The sequence below is a fragment of the Candidatus Saccharibacteria bacterium oral taxon 488 genome (assembly GCA_010202845.1).
Lineage (GTDB): Bacteria > Patescibacteriota > Saccharimonadia > Saccharimonadales > Saccharimonadaceae > Nanosynbacter.
Genome location: CP047921.1, coordinates 119,701 through 141,125 on the forward strand (window position 1 = coordinate 119,701; position 21,425 = coordinate 141,125).

At 48.0% G+C, this 21,425-nt stretch carries 18 protein-coding genes, 2 other RNA genes and 1 pseudogene; 14 read left to right on the top strand and 7 right to left on the bottom strand.

Translation table 11 applies throughout. The features are described from left to right. The first annotated feature begins 25 nt into the window (after positions 1–25). Genes GWK78_00615 through GWK78_00640 form a run of 6 tightly spaced genes read left to right on the top strand, consistent with a single transcriptional unit; the run spans position 26 to position 4,887 of the window. Complete coding sequence (locus GWK78_00615) at positions 26–1,837, top strand: threonine--tRNA ligase (GenBank protein QHU93547.1); 1,812 nt, start codon at positions 26–28, stop codon at positions 1,835–1,837. 4 nt (positions 1,838–1,841) lie between these two features. Beyond that, the gene (locus tag GWK78_00620; protein QHU93548.1) at positions 1,842–2,456 is read left to right on the top strand and encodes a hypothetical protein; all 615 of its coding nucleotides are present in this window, start codon (positions 1,842–1,844) and stop codon (positions 2,454–2,456) included. After that, positions 2,434–2,757 carry a cysteine methyltransferase gene (locus GWK78_00625; GenBank protein QHU93549.1) on the top strand — a complete coding sequence of 108 codons (324 nt, stop codon included), beginning with the start codon at positions 2,434–2,436 and terminating at the stop codon, positions 2,755–2,757. The genes GWK78_00620 and GWK78_00625 overlap by 23 nt, the downstream gene beginning before the upstream one ends. After that, positions 2,739–3,623 carry a tRNA (adenosine(37)-N6)-dimethylallyltransferase MiaA gene (locus GWK78_00630; GenBank protein ID QHU93550.1) on the top strand — a complete coding sequence of 295 codons (885 nt, stop codon included), beginning with the start codon at positions 2,739–2,741 and terminating at the stop codon, positions 3,621–3,623. The genes GWK78_00625 and GWK78_00630 overlap by 19 nt, the downstream gene beginning before the upstream one ends. 24 nt (positions 3,624–3,647) lie before the next feature. Then, on the top strand, positions 3,648–4,238 hold the full coding sequence (locus tag GWK78_00635; protein QHU93551.1) for a transcriptional regulator: 591 nt from the start codon (positions 3,648–3,650) through the stop codon (positions 4,236–4,238). A gap of 10 nt (positions 4,239–4,248) precedes the next feature. Continuing rightward, entirely contained in the window at positions 4,249–4,887 is a 639-nt protein-coding gene (locus tag GWK78_00640; GenBank protein QHU93552.1) for a Zn-dependent hydrolase, read from the top strand. A gap of 55 nt (positions 4,888–4,942) precedes the next feature. Here GWK78_00640 and rpmB read toward each other — a convergent pair whose 3' ends face one another. Further along, positions 4,943–5,158, bottom strand: a complete 216-nt coding sequence (gene rpmB, locus GWK78_00645; protein QHU93553.1) for a 50S ribosomal protein L28 — start codon at positions 5,156–5,158, stop codon at positions 4,943–4,945. Between the two features lie 76 nt (positions 5,159–5,234). Between rpmB and GWK78_00650 the strand changes: the two genes are divergently transcribed. Together GWK78_00650 and rnpB are read left to right on the top strand one after the other, a co-directional pair. Continuing rightward, complete coding sequence (locus GWK78_00650) at positions 5,235–5,891, top strand: site-2 protease family protein (GenBank protein ID QHU93554.1); 657 nt, start codon at positions 5,235–5,237, stop codon at positions 5,889–5,891. Positions 5,892–6,061: 170 nt separating this feature from the next. Further along, an RNA gene (gene rnpB / locus GWK78_00655) (RNase P RNA component class A) lies at positions 6,062–6,405 on the top strand. A gap of 49 nt (positions 6,406–6,454) precedes the next feature. On the opposite strand, the gene rplT is transcribed toward rnpB, so the two are convergent. The 4 genes from rplT to GWK78_00675 all read right to left on the bottom strand — a co-directional run bounded on the left by rplT (position 6,455) and on the right by GWK78_00675 (position 9,096). Further along, complete coding sequence (rplT, locus tag GWK78_00660; protein QHU93555.1) at positions 6,455–6,796, bottom strand: 50S ribosomal protein L20; 342 nt, start codon at positions 6,794–6,796, stop codon at positions 6,455–6,457. Positions 6,797–6,799: 3 nt separating this feature from the next. After that, positions 6,800–6,994, bottom strand: coding sequence for a 50S ribosomal protein L35 (gene rpmI, locus GWK78_00665; GenBank protein ID QHU93556.1), 195 nt, complete (start codon positions 6,992–6,994; stop codon positions 6,800–6,802). After that, positions 6,994–7,488: a translation initiation factor IF-3 gene (locus GWK78_00670; protein ID QHU94252.1), complete on the bottom strand. Its 495-nt coding sequence runs from the start codon at positions 7,486–7,488 to the stop codon at positions 6,994–6,996. Before GWK78_00670 ends, rpmI begins: the two co-directional genes overlap by 1 nt. Before the next feature lie 90 nt (positions 7,489–7,578). After that, positions 7,579–9,096 carry a YifB family Mg chelatase-like AAA ATPase gene (locus tag GWK78_00675; GenBank protein QHU93557.1) on the bottom strand — a complete coding sequence of 506 codons (1,518 nt, stop codon included), beginning with the start codon at positions 9,094–9,096 and terminating at the stop codon, positions 7,579–7,581. 66 nt (positions 9,097–9,162) lie between these two features. Here GWK78_00675 and ssrA point away from each other — a divergent pair. From ssrA to GWK78_00695, 4 genes and pseudogenes are all read left to right on the top strand, one after another. After that, positions 9,163–9,559: a transfer-messenger RNA gene (ssrA, locus tag GWK78_00680) on the top strand. Between the two features lie 1,154 nt (positions 9,560–10,713). Beyond that, positions 10,714–11,094 (top strand): hypothetical protein, encoded by a 381-nt coding sequence (locus GWK78_00685; GenBank protein QHU93558.1) that lies wholly within the window; start codon positions 10,714–10,716, stop codon positions 11,092–11,094. 39 nt (positions 11,095–11,133) lie between these two features. After that, complete coding sequence (locus GWK78_00690; GenBank protein QHU93559.1) at positions 11,134–11,544, top strand: hypothetical protein; 411 nt, start codon at positions 11,134–11,136, stop codon at positions 11,542–11,544. Between the two features lie 4 nt (positions 11,545–11,548). Further along, positions 11,549–14,131, top strand: a pseudogene (locus tag GWK78_00695) (DUF87 domain-containing protein). Between the two features lie 488 nt (positions 14,132–14,619). On the opposite strand, the gene GWK78_00700 reads toward GWK78_00695, so the two are convergent. Beyond that, positions 14,620–15,183: a hypothetical protein gene (locus GWK78_00700; protein ID QHU93560.1), complete on the bottom strand. Its 564-nt coding sequence runs from the start codon at positions 15,181–15,183 to the stop codon at positions 14,620–14,622. 16 nt (positions 15,184–15,199) lie between these two features. Beyond that, the gene (locus GWK78_00705; GenBank protein ID QHU93561.1) at positions 15,200–16,765 is read right to left on the bottom strand and encodes a hypothetical protein; all 1,566 of its coding nucleotides are present in this window, start codon (positions 16,763–16,765) and stop codon (positions 15,200–15,202) included. 159 nt (positions 16,766–16,924) lie between these two features. Here GWK78_00705 and gyrB point away from each other — a divergent pair, with 159 nt between their 5' ends. Beyond that, the gene (gene gyrB / locus GWK78_00710; protein ID QHU93562.1) at positions 16,925–18,901 is read left to right on the top strand and encodes a DNA topoisomerase (ATP-hydrolyzing) subunit B; all 1,977 of its coding nucleotides are present in this window, start codon (positions 16,925–16,927) and stop codon (positions 18,899–18,901) included. 68 nt (positions 18,902–18,969) lie between these two features. Further along, positions 18,970–21,423, top strand: coding sequence for a DNA gyrase subunit A (gene gyrA, locus GWK78_00715; protein QHU94253.1), 2,454 nt, complete (start codon positions 18,970–18,972; stop codon positions 21,421–21,423). Positions 21,424–21,425: the final 2 nt, after the last annotated feature.

Genomic DNA, 21,425 nt, shown 5'->3' on the forward strand with positions numbered 1-21,425 from the left:
TTATAATTACTTAAAAGGAGGTTTTATGAGCGAAGATAAACTCTATGCAATGCGACACAGCTTGGCGCATATTATGGCGGCGGCTGTGCAGCGGGTATGGCCAGACGCCAAATTCGGAGTCGGTCCGGTCGTTGAGCATGGGTTTTACTACGATATTGATCTTGGTGAAACGAAGATCAGTGAGCAGCAGTTCAATAAAATTGAAAAGGTAATGCGACGAATCATTGCCGAAAAGCAAGATTTTGTGTGCACAAAATGCCCAATTGATGAAGCAATTCAATGGGCCAAAGATAGCCATCAGCCGTATAAAGAAGAACTTCTTAATGATCTAAAACGTGCCGGGACAACGGTAGCAAAAGATCTGGACGCTGCAGAAATGGGTACAATTGCTGAAGGTGATAGTGCGCTTGATGAAGTTTCGTTTTATACCAACGGATCATTTAAGGATTTGTGTCGTGGACCACATGTTGCAAATACCAGTGAGGTTGGCGCGTTTAAGCTGATGCGGATTGCGGGCGCCTATTGGCGTGGTAATGAAAAAAACCCCCAGGTGCAACGGCTGTACGGTGTGGCTTTTGCCACGCAGGAAGAGCTGGATGAATATTTGGAGAAATTAGAGCTAGCCAAACAACGTGATCACCGAAAGCTAGGCAGAGAACTTGATCTATATACAACCTCACCGTTAGTGGGTGTAGGCCTGCCGTTATTTACACCTCGTGGAACTGTTCTGCGTGATATCGTGGCCCAATACTCAAACCAACTGCGTCAGAGGTTTGGTTTTGAAAAAGTCTGGACGCCGCATATTACCAAAAAGGATCTGTATGAAACGTCGGGCCACTGGGCCAAATTTGGCGAAGAGCTGTTTTTGGTTAAAAGTCAGGAAACCAGTGATGAAATGGCGTTAAAGCCGATGAACTGCCCGCACCATACGCAGATTTTTGCTTCACAACCTCGTAGCTACCGCGATATGCCGGTGCGCTACTTGGAGACGACCACTGATTATCGTGACGAGAAAACCGGTGAGCTTGGTGGTCTGAATCGCGTGCGCTCATTAACCCAGGACGATAGTCATGTTTTTTGTCGTCCAGATCAAATTGAGCAAGAGATCAATAATTTATTGTCTGCCGCCCAGGAACTGTACAATACTATTGATATGAAATTGCGAATTCGACTGAGTTATCGTGATGATTCTGATGCATATTTGGGCGAACGTGAACTGTGGACTTCCGCACAAAATCAGTTGAAGTCAGCAGTTGAAAAAGTTGGTTTGGACTATTTTGAACAGGAAGGTGAGGCTGCCTTTTATGGTCCAAAGATTGACTTTATGGCGACTGACGCTATTGGCCGTGAGCACCAAGTTGCGACGGTGCAACTGGACTTCGTGCAGCCGCAACGGTTCGGCTTAGAGTATACCGAGAGTGATGGTAATTTTACAACACCTGTGATGATTCACTGTGCGCTGCTCGGGTCGATTGAACGATTCTTGAGTGTCTTCATTGAACACACGGGTGGCTGGTTCCCGTTTTGGGCGGCACCGGAACAAGTACGTATTCTAACGATTAATGACACTGTCTCAAACTACGTTGATGAAATTACATCGATTTTATCAGAGGTGACCTTAATGAAACCGATAAAATACAACGATGTAAGATTTACAATAGATAGTCGTAATGAATCCCTCGGGAAAAAGATTCGTGAGGCGACTGTTGTAAAAATACCAATACAGATTATTGTTGGGCCAAAGGATCAGATAGCACGTGTCGTAAGCATCAGGACGCATGCGGGTGAAGAGCAAATTCCGCTTGAACAGCTAGCTGAGTATGTACGGGGACTGTAATCTTGTGCGTAGGCTAAGAATTGCAATTGATATCGACGATGTTCTAGCAGAAAATACAATCGGGTTTGTGGCGTTTAGCAATGAACGGTGGGGCACACGATTGAGTGTTGATGACTATAGCGAACATTGGTCAGAGATGTGGCATGTTGACAGCGAGGAGGCAGAACGGCGTGCTCATGTCTTTCACGACTCTGGTGCGATAAAGGGATATGCTCATATAGGGGGGGCGGAGGAGGCGCTTAGAAACATGTCGCAGGTGCATCATCTCATGGTGGCTACTTCGCGTCGCTTGCAGGTGCAAAGCGATACACTGCTTTGGATCGAGGAGCATTTTCCAGGGATTTTCGCCAGTTCTGCGGTCTACTTCTCTGGCCTATGGGATACAGTGCACGAGGGCTCTCATAAACTGACAAAAACAGAGTTAATCACGCAAATTAATGCCGATGTTTTAATTGATGATCAGTTGAAACATTGTTTAGCTGTTTCCGAGTCTGGTCGTAATGCTATCTTATTTGGTGATTATACTTGGAATAGAGCAGATAGTTTGTCGGATAGAGTGGTGCGATGCCATTCGTGGTCAGAAGTGGAGGTGGAAATTGAGCGAATTGCCAATAGCTAGCTTGCGAGACCGGATCTATATTCTCATGGCGCAGCTACCTGACGACAAGGTGACGACGTACGGTGACTTGGCAGCACTGTCTGGACACCCATACGCAGCGCGAATTGTGGGCGGGATAGCGCATGGTGGCCCAGAGAATTTGCCGTGGCATCGCCTAGTGAACGCGAAAGGTGGCTTGGCGGTAGGTTTTCCGGGTGGGCAAGCTGTGCAAAGGCAGCTACTTGAACAAGACGGTATTTATTGTGATGAGAGGTGGCGGATAATTGATTTTGAGGAACGACGATGGCGGCCGAAACTATAAAAGCAAAATTACCCCTAGTTGTTATCACGGGGCCGACTGCTAGTGGTAAGACCTCGCTAGCGATTCGTCTGGCAAAACAATATAATGGCGAAATAATTTGTGCCGATAGCAGAACAATATATCGAGACATGAATATTGGTACGGCAAAGCCAACTATGGCTGAGCGAGAAGTAGTGCCTCATTGGGGCCTTGATTTAGTTAGTCCGGGCGAGACATTTAGCGCCGCACAGTTTAAGGAGTATGCTCTGCAAAAAATAAGTGAAATTCGCTCTCGGGGGCGGTTACCATTTCTTGTCGGCGGCACGGGTCTCTATATTGATGCGGTAATTTTTAATTTTCAATTTGGAGATCCTCCCGATTCTGCTTTACGGCGTGAGCTAGAAAAAAGGACAGTAGCCGAGCTACAATATTATTGTCTTATACACAACATAAAGTTGCCAGAAAATAATAAAAATAAACGTTACCTTATACGCTCTATTGAACAAAAAAATAGATATAACAGGGGTGGATCTGTAATGCAAGGCAATAATATCGTTGTAGGTATAGCAACGAATAAGAAAACACTACGAACAAGAATTGTGCTCAGGTCTGAACAATTATTTTCAAATAATGTTGTGGGTGAAACAATGATGTTGGCCCAAAAATATGGCTGGGATAATGAGGCCATGACAGGTAATGTCTATCCGTTGGTCCGAGAGTTTTTGAATAAAAATATTACCGAAAGTGAATTAAAGCGGCAATTTGTTGTAGCTGATTGGCAGTTGGCGAAGCGACAGATGACGTGGCTGCGGCGCAATCCGTTTATCATGTGGGCGACGCTTGACTCTGCTGAACACTATTTGTCACAACTTTTGGCTCAGGCGTAAAATTTATGGTACAATTTTTAATACATGATTGATGCGCTGTTTGGCTCAAAAACGAGGGTGAAGTTACTACACCTGTTTTTAGCGAACCCTGAAAAATCGTTTTATGTTAGAGAGATTACGCGATTGATCGGCGAGCAAATTAACTCGGTACGGCGTGAACTATCAAATATGCTCAGAGTCGGAGTCATTGTTTCGAATAATTATGACAATAAATTGTATTACGCTGCGAATCAGCAGTATGCATACTTCACGCCACTAAAGATGATTTTTGCCGATGAACGACCGAGTGAGCAGGCTGATCATGACAAAAAGAACAGTATACCATGGGTGAGCGATATTGCTCGGCTGTCCGGACTGAAGATCGCTATAGTTGCCGGTGCGTTAGTGCGTGGATCGACGAGTCGGGTTGATATACTGTTAGTTGGTCGACTATCGGAGTCGAGAGTTGGTGTCGCTATTAAGAAAATTGAAAAAGCCGAGGGGAGAGAGCTGAATTATGCTGTAATGAGCTATGATGATTTTTACTATCGTCTGAGCGTTAGAGATAAGTTTGTGATGGAAATAATGAATAGTAAGCACTCGGTTGTGGTAGATGCAGAGAGTATACTAGGATAAGGAGACGTATATGTTTGAAGTAGAATACAAAGGTGCAAATAACGTTATTTTTACAACGAAAATGGTAAAAATTGCGTTTGACCCAGCGTTATCGCTGGTTGGTCTTAAGGATAATCTCGGGGGGCAGGATGTTGAGATATTGTCAGAGGATAGATTTGCCGCAAGTAATGTAACACCACGGTTGCTCTTTAGCGGCCCGGGTGAATATGAGGTCGGCGACGCATCTCTGAAAGGGGTGGCAGCCTGGCGACACATTGATACGGAAACTGATGTTAAAAAATCAACGATTTACCGTTTAACAATTGGTGGTGTGCGTGCTGTGATTATAGGTAACGTTGCCCCAAAATTGTCAGAGTCTCAGCTGGAGGAGATTGGTGTCGTTGATATTGTTGTGATACCGGTTGGCGGTGGTGGTTACACGCTTGACGCAACATCTGCGGCTCATATGGTACGCCAGCTGGAGCCGAAAGTAGTTATCCCAGTGCATTATGCTGATGGCGCGCTACACTACGAAGTGCCGCAAGACGACCTGTCGGTGTTTGTTAGCGAAATGGGCGTGGAGGCTATTGACGCTGGGCCAAAGTGGAAGGTGAAGGGGGTGGCATCTTTACCTGAACAACTATCAATCATTACTGTCGCGCGGAGCTAGGCTGGTCGATACGTTGCACTAATAATCCCCCTCCTTGTCAGGAGGGGGATTGAGCTTAGGCGGTTTTTGTCTGTATCGGGCGTAACAGCCCTTTCTTTTTAAGAGTACGAATTGCTTGAGTACTCAGAACCAACGTGACTTTTTGACCATCTACTACAAGAGTTTTCTTCTGTAGGTTTGGCTTAAAAGTGCGCTTGGTACGGCGAAGGGAAAAGCTAACGTTGTGACCGTATTGCTTGCCTTTGCCGGTTAGTTCGCATCGTGATACCATTTCCAACCTCGCTTTATATTAACTAAACAATCTATCGTATTGTAGCGGTATTTCTATAATTAGTCAAGGTGTTATAATGGTAATTATGGATTTGGCATATTTAGGTATGGTCTTGGTGGTCATTCTCGTCTCAATGACGCTACACGAGGCGATGCATGCGTTTATGGGCTATTTCCTTGGAGATGATACAGCCAAGGCAGAGGGGCGGCTGACATTAAACCCGCTGAAGCATATTGATCCGTTCATGACGCTTTTGCTGCCATTATTACTAGCTATGCTAGGGCTGCCAATTTTTGGTGGTGCTCGACCGGTGCCATTTAATCCTCAGCGCGTACGACACGGTGAATGGGGCGCAGCGTTTGTAGCGCTTGCTGGGCCACTGACTAATTTGTTTTTAGCGTTTTTAGCGTTTGGCGTGGGTGTCGTCAGCGGGGTTATTACTAGCGGCGGGCTGATTCAAAATACATTAGTGGGGCAAATCATTAGCCTCGTCGTGTTGGTTAATTTAGGTTTTTTCGTGTTTAATATGTTGCTGCTGCCACCACTTGATGGGTCGCGGGTGCTGTACGCGCTTGCTCCAGAGGGTGTGCGCCGTGGCATGGAGTGGATTGAGCGCTACGGGGTAATGGTGGTGTTCATTATCATTATGATCGGACAGGCGGCAATTGGGCGAATTATGACGTTTGCTACGAACGGTATTATCCAATTCTTTTGCGTGATTTTTGGTGTATAATAGAGATAGCCTCAGGTAGGCGGGCGCATATGATTTTCCTAACATCATATGATAGGGAGTCCTAATGGTCAGTCATCGTGGTGACTGGTTGCGGATACCCACCTTGCATTTATGCGGGGGAATATCACGCGCTTGCGCTGCTTGGGGCTTTTATGATGTATAATAATAGGGCAGTCTACTAAGCGATCGCTTGGCAGTGAAGCCAAGAGGAAAGTCCGGGCAGTAAAGGACACCGACAGTCGCTAACGGCGACCGGGGGTAACCCTAGGGAAAGTGCCACAGAAACAAGACTACCTTTGTGGCGATAGACACAAAGGAAAAGGTGAAACGAGTAAGGTAAGAGCTTACAGTCCTCGGTGGTGACACAGAGGAGAGGTAAACCCTGTCGACTGCAAGGAGGCCTACAAATGAGTTGTCCGCTCGTAGGCCGATAACCGCTTGATTTACCTGGCAACAGGTAAACTAGATAGATGATCGCTCGCGACAGAACCCGGCTTATCGGTAGGCTGTAAACTAAAACCTTCTCTCAGCGGAGAAGGTTTTAGTTTACTGAAAGCACTTTCTTATAGTGCTGCTTTAACAATCGCGGTAAAGGCCGTAGGTTCGTTAACGGCTAACTCTGCCAACACTTTTCGATCAAGCTCAATATTCTTTGCCCTGAGAGCAGCCATGAGCCTACCGTACGTTGCGCCCTCTCGGCGAGCGGCTGCATTAATGCGGGTAATCCACAGGCTGCGGAGGTCTCGTTTTTTATTGCGTCGATCACGGTAGGCATATTGCAGAGCTCTAATTACCCCCTGCTTCGCTAAGCGAAAACTACGAGTTCGATTGTGCTGCATGCCTTTAGCGGCTTTTAGAATTTTCTTGTGCTTTGCGTGTCCAGGGACGCCTCGTTTCACCCTCATAAATTAAACTCCCATTGCTCGTCGGGCATTTTTTGCCATCGAGCCTGTTACCTTTGCTGTTGTATTAATTGCCCGCTTACGGCTTTTTGACTTCTTGGCTAAGAAGTGACCGCCAAATGCACGTTGACGAGTTAACTTGCCAGAGCTCGTTAACTTAATGCGCTTCGCGGTACCTTTGTGGGTCTTTAGTTTTGGCATTATTTACTCCTTATTACCACACTCAGATTGCGACCAGCCATCTGAGGCTTTTGTTCCAGAATTGCTTCCTCCTCAAGCTGATCAGTGATTTTTTGGATCAATTCGTAGCCGATTTCTTTATGCGCCATCTCGCGACCCTTATAAACGACTTGGATACGGACCTTGTGTCCATTGGCGAGAAAGTCCCGTATTTTGCGCAGCTTGACTTCGAGGTCGCCAGCGCCAATCTTCAGGCCAAAGCGCATTTGCTTAAGATCGCCGACTTTTGCCGCGCGCTTGTTGCGCTGCTGGTCTTTGATCTTCTGATATTGGAACTTGCCCCAGTCAATAATCTTGGCGACTGGTGGATTGGCATTTGGTGATATTTCAACGAGATCAAGTCCCGCATCCTCCGCCGCCTGAAGGGCGTCGCGCAGGGACATTATCCCCAGCTGTTCACCATCAGAACCAACAACGCGCAGTTCCCGAGCACGGATCGCTCCGTTGATACGAATTGATTTATTAATCTCCTAGCTCTCCTTTTGAAGCAATTTTAGATTAATTTCACCAGTCATTGTATCAGGTATAGGGGTGGATTTCAAGCACTAGGTCGGGATAATCTGCCGGTATTGTAGGCTTTCGGCGACATGAGGAATGGTTATTTCTAGTGATGACTCAAGATCAGCGATAGTGCGGGCAACCTTGATAACTTTGAAATAGCCACGAGCGCTTAGGTCAAGCTTTTTGGCGGCTGCAAGGAGAAATTGCTTAACCTCAGTCGTTAGTACAGTTATTTTATCAACACTACTGCCATCTATATCAGCGTTGTATTTATTACTATTACCGTATCTGTTAGTTTGTAGTGTACGAGCTATCTTAATCATATTTTCAAACTGTTTTTGTTGTGGATCCGACGATGAATTACGGGACAATAAATCTTTATGTGCGACGCGGGAAACATTGATTGTTAGATCAATACGATCAAGGAGCGGGCCGGATAATCGTTTCTGATAGTTCAAGATTTGAGTCGATGAGCAACGGCAACTTTTTTCTGGATCGCCCAGATAACCACATGGACAAGGGTTCATCGTGGCAACTAACATAAAATTGGCGGGATAGTAGTATTTACCTTGGGCGCGGGAAATTGTGATCTGCTTATCCTCAAGCGGCTGACGAAGCGACTCCAATGTCGTCCGTGGATATTCTAATAATTCGTCTAAGAACAGTGTGCCGTGGTGCGCGAGACTAATTTCGCCGGGCGTGGCCTTTGCGCCACCACCAATCATTGATATGCGGCTTGCGGTGTGGTGTGGTGTGCGAAACGGTCGGTCGGTAACGATATCATGACTAACTTGATTGCCGTCAAGATTGTGGAGTTTTGTCACCTCGATAATTTCAGCGTCAGATAGCGGCGGCAGGAGTGAATTGAGTGCGCGTGCTAGCATGGTCTTGCCGGATCCCGGTGGTCCGGACAGCAAAATATTGTGCCTACCCGCGACGGCAATGGCGACGGCTCGCTTGGCTTGCTCCTGGCCGCGGATGTCATCAATGATGATGCCGCGTTTCTTTTGGCGATATTGCTGCTTTGTTTTTACTGCGGGTTGGATGAGTTTTTCTTGTTTGAGGTGGAGGAATAATTCCGTTAGATTATTGATGGGGATGATAGTAATGTTGGGGATGAGCAGGGCTTGTTTGCTGTTAGAGGCCGGTAGGTATATGGTTGAGATACCGTGTTGTTTGGCGGTTTCGGCGATGGTGATGGCCGAGCGAATAGGGCGAAGACTACCATCGAGTGCCAATTCACCAGCAAATAGCGCTCCCTCCAGGGCGGTTTGAGGAAGTTGCTTGCCAAGGCAGAGAATTGCGAGGGCTATCGGTAGGTCAAATTGCGTACCGTCTTTTGGCAGTTCCGCCGGGGCGAGGTTGATGGTAATTTTGCCTTTTGGAAAATCGAGTAATGAGTTTTTGATGGCGCTGCGAACGCGATCACGTGATTCATCGATTGCTTTGTTGCCGAGTCCGACGATTTGTAGTCCAGGTAGTCCTTGTGATATGTCGCCTTCAATTTCAATAAGCTGACCGTGAAAGCCATATGGTGTCGCTGAAGCTACCTTGCTAACCATATACCTAGTAAAACATAGATAGCTAGACTTGAAAAGGGAAGGTTGCTATAATTGAGGTGGATTGATGGGGCTGATATAGCTTTCGACAATTGGACTTTATCAAGGTATTCTGCGGGCCGACGATACGCGTAACGTATGCTTTAGTTGCAAAGTCTAAACTTGCAGGTGTATTTGCTAGCTTAAAGAGCGTTTTCACTCCGATGGCTGCTGCACCAGTCGCTGCTTAATTTAAGCGACCGTCCTTGCTTTGCGGCAACAGGCAAAGCCTAGGGTGTCATATATATGTTGCTGGCTGCATGTTCGGAAGCGGCGGACATGCGGGACTTTTTCCGCGTAACGAAGCTTGATTTTTTCGACTCATTTTTTAGTCGGGTAACGTTATAAAATTTTAAATGAGACTATGCTCGTAGACGAATATCATGATACCAGTTGGACCCGGGGGCGGTACCCGGCAGCTCCACCACATAGTTACATATCGACCCGAGGAGGTCGATTCTTTTTGTCATAAAACTAGTGGCAATGCGGCTATAAATATATTACTAAAAATGAAAACAACCACCTGCGAGTAGTGGTTGTTTTCAAAAAGTGGAGTTTTACGTGTGCTGTTTATTTTTGGCCCCTGACAAGTTTGTGCATAACTTTTTTATTCAGAAGCTACCTCTATAGTAAATGATAAAAATGGTTATGTCAATAATCTTTGAGAAAAAATCTAGGTAAAAAATACCACATAATTTAGAGAGTTAGTGAAGCAGTTTGATGAAAAATATAGGTTGTTGCCGGACGAGACGGTTGAACCCTGGCGGTTCTTGGTTGGTACCCCGCACAGCCGGTGTTTTACCCGCGAGATGGCGAAACGGGATATGCTGAGGGCCTGGTTGTTTTGGCGTTTTATTTGTATAAACGTTCAGCGAGCTGTATCAATTACTAGATTATTTGTTGGATTCATGAGTCGTATGGGGTGACTATACAAGAACTATGAATTAGCGGGCGGTACAGCAAGCATATGTTTATATTACAATGTTGTGTATAAAACATTTTATAAAATATAACAGATGAAAATATATAAAGATTATTACAAAAATGTTATAAATACAACATATTTTTTATGTGAAGTATTGACCGATAAGCATATACATGATAGTATTAGTACAAGCTTTTAAGAAAATAAAAAGCAAAAATCAGTACAATAATAATAACATTAACAATTTACGTGACCGAATTCACAGTAACGCATGTCGTTTGGCGTATAGTCGGCAGCAGTATGAAGCCGGAATAACAAAAGATTATTCCGCCATAGTGTTGCCGATGCTCCGCCGAACTTGTGATTATTAACGTGTAGTTAATAGTTGCGATGTAACGCGTTGAGCGCGCGTATAATTAGTACCACTGCGCATCCAGTTAATCCTTGTTAGGTGATTAGCGATGAGACTACTGGATGTGCGGGATGAGGAACGTTGCGCAAGGACATGCTCCGAAATTCGGAGCGGTCAGTTGCCCTGAGCGGCGGACTTTGAACAGGTGACCGCGCCCTAATAGTTATTGAATGCGGCGGATGGTTCACTTGATCATATAATGGTTCGTCGCCTGGGCTCCCTTAGTCTATGGTATAGTGTGAGTATGAAGTATCGGTATGTTGCTATGGTCGCGGCGCTGGCTGCGACGGCAGATGTCGTATTGGTGCACACGGTGACGCCAATGAGCGTTGGTCCGTTGGGCGTCCTAGCGTTTTTCGTGTGTCTGTATGTAGCAACTGCGTCGTGCTGTTATTTAGTGATGGTCGCGGCGCGGCGTGTAGCGATGCGTGTTGTTCGACATAATATGTATCGTGGCCTGGCTTCGGTAACGCCGTTGAAATTATATTATTATGCGAGTATTATCGGGCTGATACCGGTTATCTTACTTGGTATGCAGTCAATTGGTGGTGTTACGGCGTGGGATATTTTGCTTTTGGCGCTTTTTTTGGGCCTTGGTTGTTTTTACATACACAAACGGTTTTAGAGCGTAGGAACTCTATCGGTAACGTGGTACAATATAGGTATGAATCCAGAGTTGCCTCAGGTGCGTCCACCGGTTGAGAGTTTACCGCCTGCTTCAAGCGGTGAGTTTCGGCTGGATGGTGATGCAAATCAGGTAGAGGCTGAGAGACGCTCTGCCGAACGCCCAGCGGTAAATGTAGCGAACTCACCGATGCCAGCAACGGTACTACCGACCGTTCCGGTGCCAGCGCCTCCAGCGGTACAGACTCCTGCATCGACGACGTCAACTGACGATACGCCGCTGATAGCTGGTGATGATGATTTGATTGAGAAGGAGTGGGTTGACAAATTGAAGCGGATTATTACTTTGACAAAAGATGATCCATACGAGCGAGCGCGGGTAATTGCGCAGCTACAGGCTGATTATCTCAAAAAGAGATACAACAGGGAGATGGGCCAATCGAACGGATAGGAATATGGATAGCGGGCCGTTAATTACTGGTTTTATCGTCGTCGTAGTATTAGCGATCGGTGTGACGATTGTTACGCTGCAGTATCGCAAGATGCTACGTGAAGCAAAAAATTATGAGCGCGGGCTAAAAATGGTGCCGCTGCTCATTCACTTGCCGCCATCGAGTGAAGATATTGATGGGGCGAGTCGTGACCAGCGTGATTTGACGGAAGAAATTCTTAGCCAAGCGCAAGTGATGTATAACATTATATCAAGTACGGCAACGAAAGGATTTAAGAGTCGACTCTATGGACAGCGCCATTTGTCATTCGAGATTATTGCGCGTGGCGGTTTGGTGCATTATTATGCCGTGGTACCGACGGTATTGGTTGATGTAATTCGCCAAGCGATCGCGGCGGCCTATCCGGCGGCGCGGCTGGAAGAAGTGGCTGATACGAATGTGTTTAGTAAAATTGGCAAGATGAGCGGGACGATTGGCGGCGAATTCTCGCTCCGTAAGTCGTTCGTCTATCCTATCGCGACCTACCAAGAGTCAAAGCGAGATGCGTCGCGAGCATTATTGAATGCCATGTCGGCGGCGACAAAAGATGATGGTATCGGCTTGCAATTCTTGGTTCGGCCGGCACGGGAGGGCTGGTCGCGCGCTTCAGAAGAGCATGTTGAGAAAATGAAGAAGAACAAGGGAAAGAAGTCGACGAAGGTGGCGGGCGTTGATATCTCAATGGTCGGGGACATTTTTGAGGCGTTGTGGAAACCACCACAGTCAGCAAAAGAAAAAGAAGGCGAGATCAAGCCCGAGGATAAACAGCTATCGTCACTAGAGCAGGCAGAGGTTGATGCCGTTAGCGAGAAAACCCGCTATCCGGCGTATGAGGTATTGGTGCGGGTGGTAATTTCATCAAATACTGCCGCTCGTTCACAGGTGCTACTTAAAAATATTATCGCTGCGTTTGCGATGTTTGACTCGCCACGCAATAACGGTTTTCGTTTTTCGCTGACAAATAATATTGAGGAAATGACTACGGCGTATATTATGCGGTTTTTCCCGCAGCATATTCGCAGTAATATCCTTAATAGTGTCGAGATGGCGACTCTGTTTCACTTGCCGAGCGCAACTGCCATTCCAACTTCACAGGTTAAGCGGCAGATGTCTAAGCAGGTTGATGGGCCGACTGATGTCTTGGACGAGGGATTATTGATTGGTTACAATGAATTTCGTGGTACGAAAAAGCCAATTCGTATCGGTACGAAGGATCGCCGCCGCCACGTTTACATCATTGGTCAGACTGGTGTTGGTAAGTCGGTATTGCAGGAAAATATGGCGTATCAAGACATGATGGATGGCCGAGGGTTTGCGCTGATTGATCCGCACGGTGATTTGGTCGAGTCGCTCATGGGGAAGGTGCCGAAAGAGCGAGTGGAAGATATTATCTATTTCAACCCCGCCGATATGGAAAACCCGATTGGTCTCAATATGTTTGAATTCGACAGTCCGGATCAAAAGGACTTTCTGGTGCAGGAGGCGATTAACATGCTGTACGGGCTGTACGATCCGGGGCATACCGGTATTGTGGGGCCACGGCTTGAGCATATTTTCCGTAACTGTGCGCTACTGTTAATGGCGGATCCGGCTGGTGGAACATTTATTGATGTGCCGAAGTGTCTCATTGACCCAGAATTTGTGAAGAGTAAGCTGAAGTACGTCACTGATCCGCAGGTGATTGATTTCTGGACGAAGGAGTTCCCGGCCTCACAGCGATCAAATGAGGCCGGTGAAGTGATATCGTGGGTGGTCTCGAAGTTTGGCCCATTTATCTCTAATGATTCAATGCGTAATATCATCGGTCAGACAAAGTCAGGGTTTAACATCCGTGAGATTATGGATAATAAAAAGATTCTGCTAGTTAATTTGTCGAAAGGTAAGCTTGGTGAGCTCAACGCTAAGCTACTAGGGATTATCTTTATCATGAAGTTCCAGGCGGCAGCTATGTCGCGGGCTGATATCCCGGAAGAGCAGCGTGAAGACTTTTCACTATATGTTGACGAGGTGCAGAACTTTGCGACTGATAGTTTTGAATCAATTTTGTCTGAGGCGCGAAAATATAAGCTGAGCCTGATCATGGGTAACCAGTTTATGACGCAGCTAACAGAAAAGATTCGTGAAGCTATCATCGGTAACATTGGTACGGTTATCTCGGGGCGTATTGGTATCACTGACGCGGAATTGATGGTCAAGAAGTTTCAGCCGGTGTTTGATATTGATGACTTATCAAAGCTACCAAATTTCCAGTCGATTGCTTCGGTGATGATCAACAATGTGCCGTCGGCGCCGTTTAGTATGAACTGGGTGCCGCCAATGGGGCAGGTGAACAATCAGCTTCGCGATGCGTTGGTACGACTATCGGCAGCGAAGTACGGCAAGCCACGCGCGGTGGTTGAGAAAGAGATATTTGAGCGGCTTGGTCGTAATAAAAAGCCAGCGACTTCGTCGACTGGCCCATCGCTCAATCGGCCGACTGCAAAGAGCGGTTCGTCTTTCCTGGACGAGTGGTTGTCAAAACGTCAACAACTTGGTGGTGGCAAGCCGGGGGCTATGGGCGCTGCTGCTCCGGGTGCGGGGCAGTCTCGGTTGGGCGTGCCATCGCCGCTAGCTCCACAGCCAGGCCGTCCAGCTACGTCGCGACTAGCGTCGCCGACCTCAGGCTTGGCGGGCACACAACCGCAGTCGGCTTCTATGCGGCCGTCACAGATTGGGCAGGGCGCTGCGCCACAAGGTATCGCTATGCCCGCCCAGACGGCTGGCCAGATGCCGCAGGGAGTTGGTGCTTCGTTGAACAGGCCATCGGGGCAGCCAGCGAGTGCGCCTCATGATAGTTTGCGATCGCCAGATCAGCATCCGGTGTCTGCGCCGACGGTGGCTGGCTCGGATGTGGCTGCGCAGACCGCGCCGCTATCAATTGCTGATAGAATGGCGGCAGAACTGCAGCAGGCAGAGCCGCAAAACCGCCTCGACCTGCGTGGTGATAATAACGATAATGGCGAGGTGTCGATTAAGCTACGCTAGGCGTGGGCTAGCTATCTTTTATTGAGGAAGCCAACGCGAGCGTACTCAATGATGGCGCCGATAACCCAACCACAACCAAAGAGAATGATCGTTTCTGATCCAGAGAGAACGTAGCCGTAATGCCGGGCAACGAAGTAGATGATAACTGAGGCAATCGCACCGAGTGCGCCGGCAATAATGAGGTTCGGGCGCGCGATGGTGCTGCCGATAGCTTCGCTGGCTTTTTCAACAGCTGGGTTGTGAATGACTTTACTAAAGGTGCGTGACGCTGGCGGTAGTTCGCTTTGCATTTTTTTCATGGTTTTCCGGTAGCTGTCAGTACGGTCGGCTTTGGTGATCTGGCGAGGTGTTTCTGAGGCTGCTGGCTTCTCCGTTTCAGCGGTTTGGCTTGTCTCGGCTTGTTCTAATGCCTCACGGTGAGCTTCATCGATACCTTCGTGTTGCTGTTCGACGGCTCGTTCAGCCCGCTCCTTTAATTTTTCAGCCGCTGAGCGTTCTACTTCGCCGGCTGATCGCTCAAGTTCGCGAGCGTTCTCTGTTAACTCTGGATTAGCCCCATGAATTTTTTCTGACATATTTACCCTCCCTATGTTATAACGTTCCCGCCGTAATATCACGGCGAATGATGCGGACCTCTTTACTCAGTTGTCGCGAGCGGCAATAGAAGAAGGTGACAATAGCTGCAACAATACCGGCAAACAACATGTTTTCTCCAGGGCCGGTTCGCGGCAGGGTAGCGACGGTCTGCTCGACGACCTTTGGCGTTGGGCAGTTGACAACGATTTCGACACTGGTGCCAAAGACGTTTGTCATACGGCAGTCATACGATGACGGGTCACTGGTGCCACGTGGTTTAGCCGAAAGTTGACCCTTGAGCTGGACGACGTAGGTCATAACCTTTTGCTCGCCTGGTTTAAGGGTGACTCGTGGCCAAGAAAGGGTGCGCTTTTCCTTATCAAAGGTGCCACCACCATTATCATAGATATCGGCATATTCTAGTACGTCCGATAGTTCGTCCTTCAGATCAACTGTTGCTGGAGCTTTGCCTTCGTTTTTAGCGGTTAGCTTATACTCAATGCGGTCGCTGGTGTTGGCTTTTTTCTTGGTGGCATCGCCGCCGGAGGTTAGGTTATGTGCTGCCTTGGTGCGGGTAACCTGGGCTTTACAGGTTGTGTCTTTGACCCAAATTGTAGCATCGCCTGGGCACGGCTGGCAGTCGGGATGGTCTATCGGCAGGCTTGGGTTAAGTGGACAGCGTGGTTTTGGACTGATCGTAACGGTTGAAGCACAGGCACTATTCGTCTGGTCACCGAGGCTGGTGTGGACAATAACGGACACGGTATACGTGCCATCCTTGTCGAGTGTGTGTTGTAATGACGTGCTCGTAGCGGTGGTATTGACACGTTTGCGGAGCACCTCTGTGCCGGCTGAGTTTTTAATGATGAAGGTATAGCCAGCGATCGTTGCACCGTTTTGGACATCACCATACGCTGTCATCGAGACTTTGGTACGGTCGGTGACGACGGGTCGCTCAAGTAATTTACAAGCGGCGGTTGGTTTCGGTTTTTGTTTTGGCAACTCTTTGAGCATGATGTTAGCGCAGGCCTTCATGATGGCAAACGGTTTGCCCTCGCTAGTCGTGCCGACGAATGATTTATACCATGAGCCTGAGCCGCTGCGGTTGCGCCCGGTGTCAAATTCAGCCATTGGTCGCGAATACAGCGTTAAGCTACCAACCTGAAACTGGACTTCTCCGTGCTGAAGGCCGAAGCGTGAAACTCGGCTCCATGACTGCCAGCCATTATCGCGGCCGCTGCTGCGAGTACTGATCTCAGAGTCGCGAGCACTCGCCAAGTTCTCGCGTGTGATGCCAGCGTGCTGCAGCATGTCACGATAATTTTGCGAGTTATTGTCCCACGCGGCGAGCAGCTGTGATTTCGTATGAATACCGCCATAAACGAGGTCTGAAGCATTGGCGGCATTGGCAGATTCAGGTGGTTGGAAAACGGCAAATGACTGCACAATGAGCGCTAGGGCGGTCAGAATGAGACCGGTTTTGCGAGTGATTTCCTCTTTGTGGAGGCGTTTCGCGTAAAAGCCGAGCTCTTGGATGAGGCTTGGGCTAAACGCGAGGTGGGAGACGATTTTCTTAAACATGCCGTTCCTTATTTTTCATTAGTTTTATGTTTTCGTAAAAATTCCGTCTCCACTATAGCACAGTGATCGCTTTTACGCAAATAGCTTGAGTGAACACTTTTTTTGCGGTATAATGGGGGAGTTGTAAATAGCTGACAAATCAGAAATAGTGAGGGAAGCATGGCTAAACAAACAGATAAGCAAGCCTACGATGGCTCGCAAATCCAGGTTTTGGAGGGTCTCGAACCGGTGCGTAAGCGGCCGGGGATGTACATTGGTAGCACGGGATATGATGGTATTCACCATTTGATCAAGGAGATCGCTGATAACTCAATTGATGAGGCAATCGCGGGCCATGCGACGAGAGTAGAGGTGGTGCTGCTAGAAGACGGTGGTGTGCAGGTGACTGATGATGGGCGCGGTATTCCGGTTGATAAACATCCAAAAACTGGTTTGTCTACCCTAGAAACCGTGCTGACAGTACTGCATGCTGGTGGTAAATTTGGCGGCGGCGGCTACAAAGTGTCATCTGGACTTCATGGCGTGGGTTCGAGCGTGGTCAACGCGCTTTCAACTAAAATGATCGCTGAAGTGGTGCGAGACGGGCAGCTATACCGCGTGGTGTTTGCGACTGGTGGTATCGCCGAGCCGCTAAAGAAGGTTGGCAAAACCGATCGGCCAACCGGGACACGCATAACCTTCTACCCAGATCCAACGATTTTTAAGGAGACAGTGGAATTTGACTACAAGTGGGTGGTTAGTTATTTGCGCCATCAGGCATACCTCACCAAAGGCGTGCACACCTCGGTTATTGACAATCGAACAGGTGAGCGACAGTCATTTTACTTTGAGGGTGGTATTCAGAGCTACGTGAGACACCTCAACATTGGCAAAGATGTTTTATCAAACGATGTCTTTTATGTTGAGAGACAGGTTGAAGATTGCATGGTCGAGATTGCCGTACAGTATAATGATACTTACATTGAGACAGTAAAGCCGTTCGCCAATAACGTGCTGACACCAGATGGCGGTACACACTTGATCGGTTTTCGCTCAGCATTAACCAGGGTCATCAACGACTACGCGCGTAAGAATGGCCTACTGAAAGAAAAGGAAGATAACCTGACCGGTGACGACATTCGCGAGGGCTTGACGGCAATTATCTTAGTCAAGCTGCCCGATCCGCAGTTTGAAGGTCAGACCAAGAACAAACTTGGTAATCCAGAAATGCGTCGCTATGTCGAGCAAGTGATGAACGAGTATTTTGCATATTATCTCGAGGAAAACCCGAGTACTGCTAAGAAAATTGTCGGCAAGGCAACCTTGGCGGCCCGGGCGCGTAAGGCGGCGCGAGCAGCTCGTGACAATGTGATCCGTAAGGGCGCACTTGATGGTATGGGGCTGCCGGGTAAACTGTGGGATTGTTCAAGCAAAAGTCCAAGCGATAGTGAAATTTACATCGTTGAGGGTAACTCAGCAGCGGGTTCAGCCAAAGAGGGCCGCGACAGTAGAACTCAGGCGATTTTACCGCTCCGCGGTAAGGTGCTGAACACTGAGCGGGCGCGACTTGATAAAATGTTTGCCAATAAAGAAATTGTGGCGATGATCCAGGCGTTTGGTGTCGGTATCGGTGATCAGTTTGACATCAATGGTCTGCGTTACCACAAAATTATCATCATGACCGATGCTGATGTTGACGGTAGTCATATCGCGACGTTGCTTTTGACATTCCTGTTCCGCTATATGAAAGAGGTGGTTGAGGGTGGCTATGTGTACCTTGCCAAGCCACCGTTGTACTCAATCAACCGTGGGCAGAAGAAAATTTATGCGTATGATGAGGATGAGAAAGACAAAGTATTGGCGAGCCTAATTGCCGATAAGAAAAGTCGTGGCACAACAATCGATGATGAACAAGATGTCACCAAGCAGGCTGGCGTGACAATTTCACGATTTAAGGGTCTTGGTGAGATGGATGCCGACCAGCTGTGGGAGACAACGATGAATCCAGAAAATCGTGTATTGATTCAGGTCAGTGTGGAAGACGCCGAAGAGGCGGATGCGATCTTTACGCGGTTGATGGGCGATGACGTGAGTTTGCGCAAAAACTTTATTCAAAGCTGGGCAAAAAATGCTAACTTGGAGGATTTGGATATTTAATCATGAGTGATCAGGACAAACAGATACAATCAACCAGTGACCACGAGTCAATTGAGGCGACGCCGGACATGGCAACCGAGACGCTAACAGGCTTGGAGCGACGTCGACTCGAACATGTGATGCAGGATAATTTCTTCCGCTATTCAATGAGTGTCATTGTTGACCGGGCATTGCCGGACGTGCGCGATGGTCTAAAGCCGGTGCATCGCCGTATTTTGTATTCAATGAACCAAAACGGCAACCGTAGTACTGCAAAATTCGTCAAATCAGCGCGCATCATTGGTGACGTGATGGGTAAATATCACCCACATGGTGACTCAGCGATTTATGATTCGATGGTGCGTCTGGCGCAAGATTGGGCGATGCGCTATACCCTGGTGCAGGGCCAGGGAAACTTTGGCTCAATGGACGGAGATCCACCAGCCGCTCACCGTTATACTGAGGCGCGACTCGACAAGCCAGCTGAAGAACTACTAACTGACATCGAGAAAGAAACGGTTGATTTCAAGGATAACTTTGATGGTTCAGAGCGTGAGCCAATTGTGTTGCCGGCAAAATTACCAAACTTGCTATTGAACGGCCAGATCGGTATCGCTGTTGGTATGGCGACGAGCATTCCGACGCATAACCTGGGCGAGTTGGTGGATGCGACGGTTGAGCTGATCAATAATCCTGAGGCGACGGTTGATGATTTACTGAAGCACGTTAAGGGCCCGGACTTTCCGACAGGGGCGATTGTCTATGGAGGCGCGCCGATGCGTCAGGCATATGCGACTGGTCGCGGTAGTGTAATGATGCGGGCGGTGGCGGAGATTCAGGAGACCAAGAAGGGTCGACATCAGATCGTCGTCACAGAGATCCCGTATGGTGTAAATAAAGCAACACTAATTGAAAAGATTGGTGAATTGCATAAAGAAAAGCGAGTACAACTGGCTGACCTGCGCGATGAAAGTTCTCGAGGTAAGGTCCGCATTGTCATTGAGCTGAAAAAAGATGCGTATCCAAAGAAAGTATTGAACCAGCTGTACAAACTAACAGCGCTCCAGACGAGTTTTAATTACAACATGTTGGCATTGGTCAACACTATGCAGCCACGGATCTTAGGCTTGCACGATATTCTGAGCGAATTTGTGAAACACCGTCAATCTGTGGTGCGTCGCCGTACTGAGTTTGAGCTGAAAAAAGCCAAGGCGAGGGCGCATATTCTGGAAGGCTATAAGATTGCGCTGGATCACATTGACGAGGTGATTAAGACGATTCGTGCTTCAAAAACTCAGGATGAGGCAGAAAAGAATCTGCGCGCTAAGTTCGGACTGAGCGAGATTCAAGCCAAAGCTATCTTGGCAATGCAGCTGCGACGCCTGACTGGGCTTGAGCGTGAAGCGGTTGAAAATGAGCTGCGTGAACTCTTGAAGCTGATTGCACGACTAGAAGCTATCTTGGCTGATGAGCAAGAGATTTTGAACATCATCAAGACCGAGCTTCTAGAGATGAAGGAAAAGTACGGCGACGAGCGGCGTAGTAAAATTATCAACCATGAACTGGGTAAGTTCTCTGATGAGGAGCTAATTCCAGATGAGGAAGCGGTCATTTTGCTAACCGGCGAGAATTACATCAAGCGGACCCTGCTCGGTGACTATCGCAAGCAGAACCGTGGCGGCAAGGGTAAGCGCGGCATGACCACCAAAGAGGAGGATATCATTGACCAGGTGGTGCCAGCAAACACCCATGACTATTTGTTGTTCTTTACGAATCGAGGTCGGATTTTCCGTCTGAAAGCGTATGAAGTACCAGCTGCCAGTCTCAGTGCCAAAGGTGTGGCGGCGGTGAACCTGCTCCAGCTACAGCCAGAAGAGAAGATCACCGCTATCATTAAACACGAGAAGAACGCTGGTGACCAGGGCTACCTATTTATGGCAACTAAGCATGGTACGGTGAAGAAGACTCCGCTTGGCGACTATGCCAATATCCGGACGAACGGGCTCATTGCTATTAAGTTAGACGAGGGTGACGAGCTACGTTGGATCAAGAAAACAGATGGCAAAAGTGATGTAATTATTTCAACATCAGCTGGCCAGGCGATTCGTTTCAACGAGCAGGATGCCCGGCCGATGGGTCGAGCGGCTCGTGGCGTACGCGGGGTGCGTCTACGTCCGAACGATTGCGTTGTTGGCATGGATATCGTTACCAGCGATGAGCAGACACTATTGGTCATTAGCGAAAAGGGCTTTGGTAAGCGTACGAAAGTGACTAACTTCCCAAGTCATAAGCGCGGTGGTGTCGGGATAAAGGCGGCAATCGTGACGGCAAAGACTGGCCCAATTATTTCAGTACAGACGATTGATCCGACGATGAACGAAGCACTGTTGGTATCGCAAAATGGTCAAACAATCCGTCTGGGCTTGAGTGACATCAAGCTGCTCGGTCGAACAACTCAGGGTGTGACGATTATGCGGTTGAGCGATGGCGATGCGGTGTCGTCGATTGGCCTAATGGAGAAGCGTTCAGACGAGGAGGATTAGCC

Excerpts from the sequence above, each read along its gene's own strand:
- GWK78_00630 (QHU93550.1), top strand. The coding sequence starts at position 2,739 with ATGGCGGCCGAAACTATAAAAGCAAAATTACCCCTAGTTGTTATCACG.
- rplT (QHU93555.1), bottom strand. The coding sequence starts at position 6,796 with ATGAGGGTGAAACGAGGCGTCCCTGGACACGCAAAGCACAAGAAAATT.
- GWK78_00635 (QHU93551.1), top strand. The coding sequence starts at position 3,648 with ATGATTGATGCGCTGTTTGGCTCAAAAACGAGGGTGAAGTTACTACAC.
- GWK78_00650 (QHU93554.1), top strand. The coding sequence starts at position 5,235 with ATGGTAATTATGGATTTGGCATATTTAGGTATGGTCTTGGTGGTCATT.
- rpmB (QHU93553.1), bottom strand. The coding sequence starts at position 5,158 with ATGGTATCACGATGCGAACTAACCGGCAAAGGCAAGCAATACGGTCAC.
- GWK78_00615 (QHU93547.1), top strand. The coding sequence starts at position 26 with ATGAGCGAAGATAAACTCTATGCAATGCGACACAGCTTGGCGCATATT.
- gyrA (QHU94253.1), top strand. The coding sequence starts at position 18,970 with ATGGCAACCGAGACGCTAACAGGCTTGGAGCGACGTCGACTCGAACAT.
- GWK78_00685 (QHU93558.1), top strand. The coding sequence starts at position 10,714 with ATGAAGTATCGGTATGTTGCTATGGTCGCGGCGCTGGCTGCGACGGCA.
- GWK78_00705 (QHU93561.1), bottom strand. The coding sequence starts at position 16,765 with ATGTTTAAGAAAATCGTCTCCCACCTCGCGTTTAGCCCAAGCCTCATC.
- GWK78_00700 (QHU93560.1), bottom strand. The coding sequence starts at position 15,183 with ATGTCAGAAAAAATTCATGGGGCTAATCCAGAGTTAACAGAGAACGCT.
- GWK78_00690 (QHU93559.1), top strand. The coding sequence starts at position 11,134 with ATGAATCCAGAGTTGCCTCAGGTGCGTCCACCGGTTGAGAGTTTACCG.
- GWK78_00640 (QHU93552.1), top strand. The coding sequence starts at position 4,249 with ATGTTTGAAGTAGAATACAAAGGTGCAAATAACGTTATTTTTACAACG.
- rpmI (QHU93556.1), bottom strand. The coding sequence starts at position 6,994 with ATGCCAAAACTAAAGACCCACAAAGGTACCGCGAAGCGCATTAAGTTA.
- gyrB (QHU93562.1), top strand. The coding sequence starts at position 16,925 with ATGGCTAAACAAACAGATAAGCAAGCCTACGATGGCTCGCAAATCCAG.
- GWK78_00675 (QHU93557.1), bottom strand. The coding sequence starts at position 9,096 with ATGGTTAGCAAGGTAGCTTCAGCGACACCATATGGCTTTCACGGTCAG.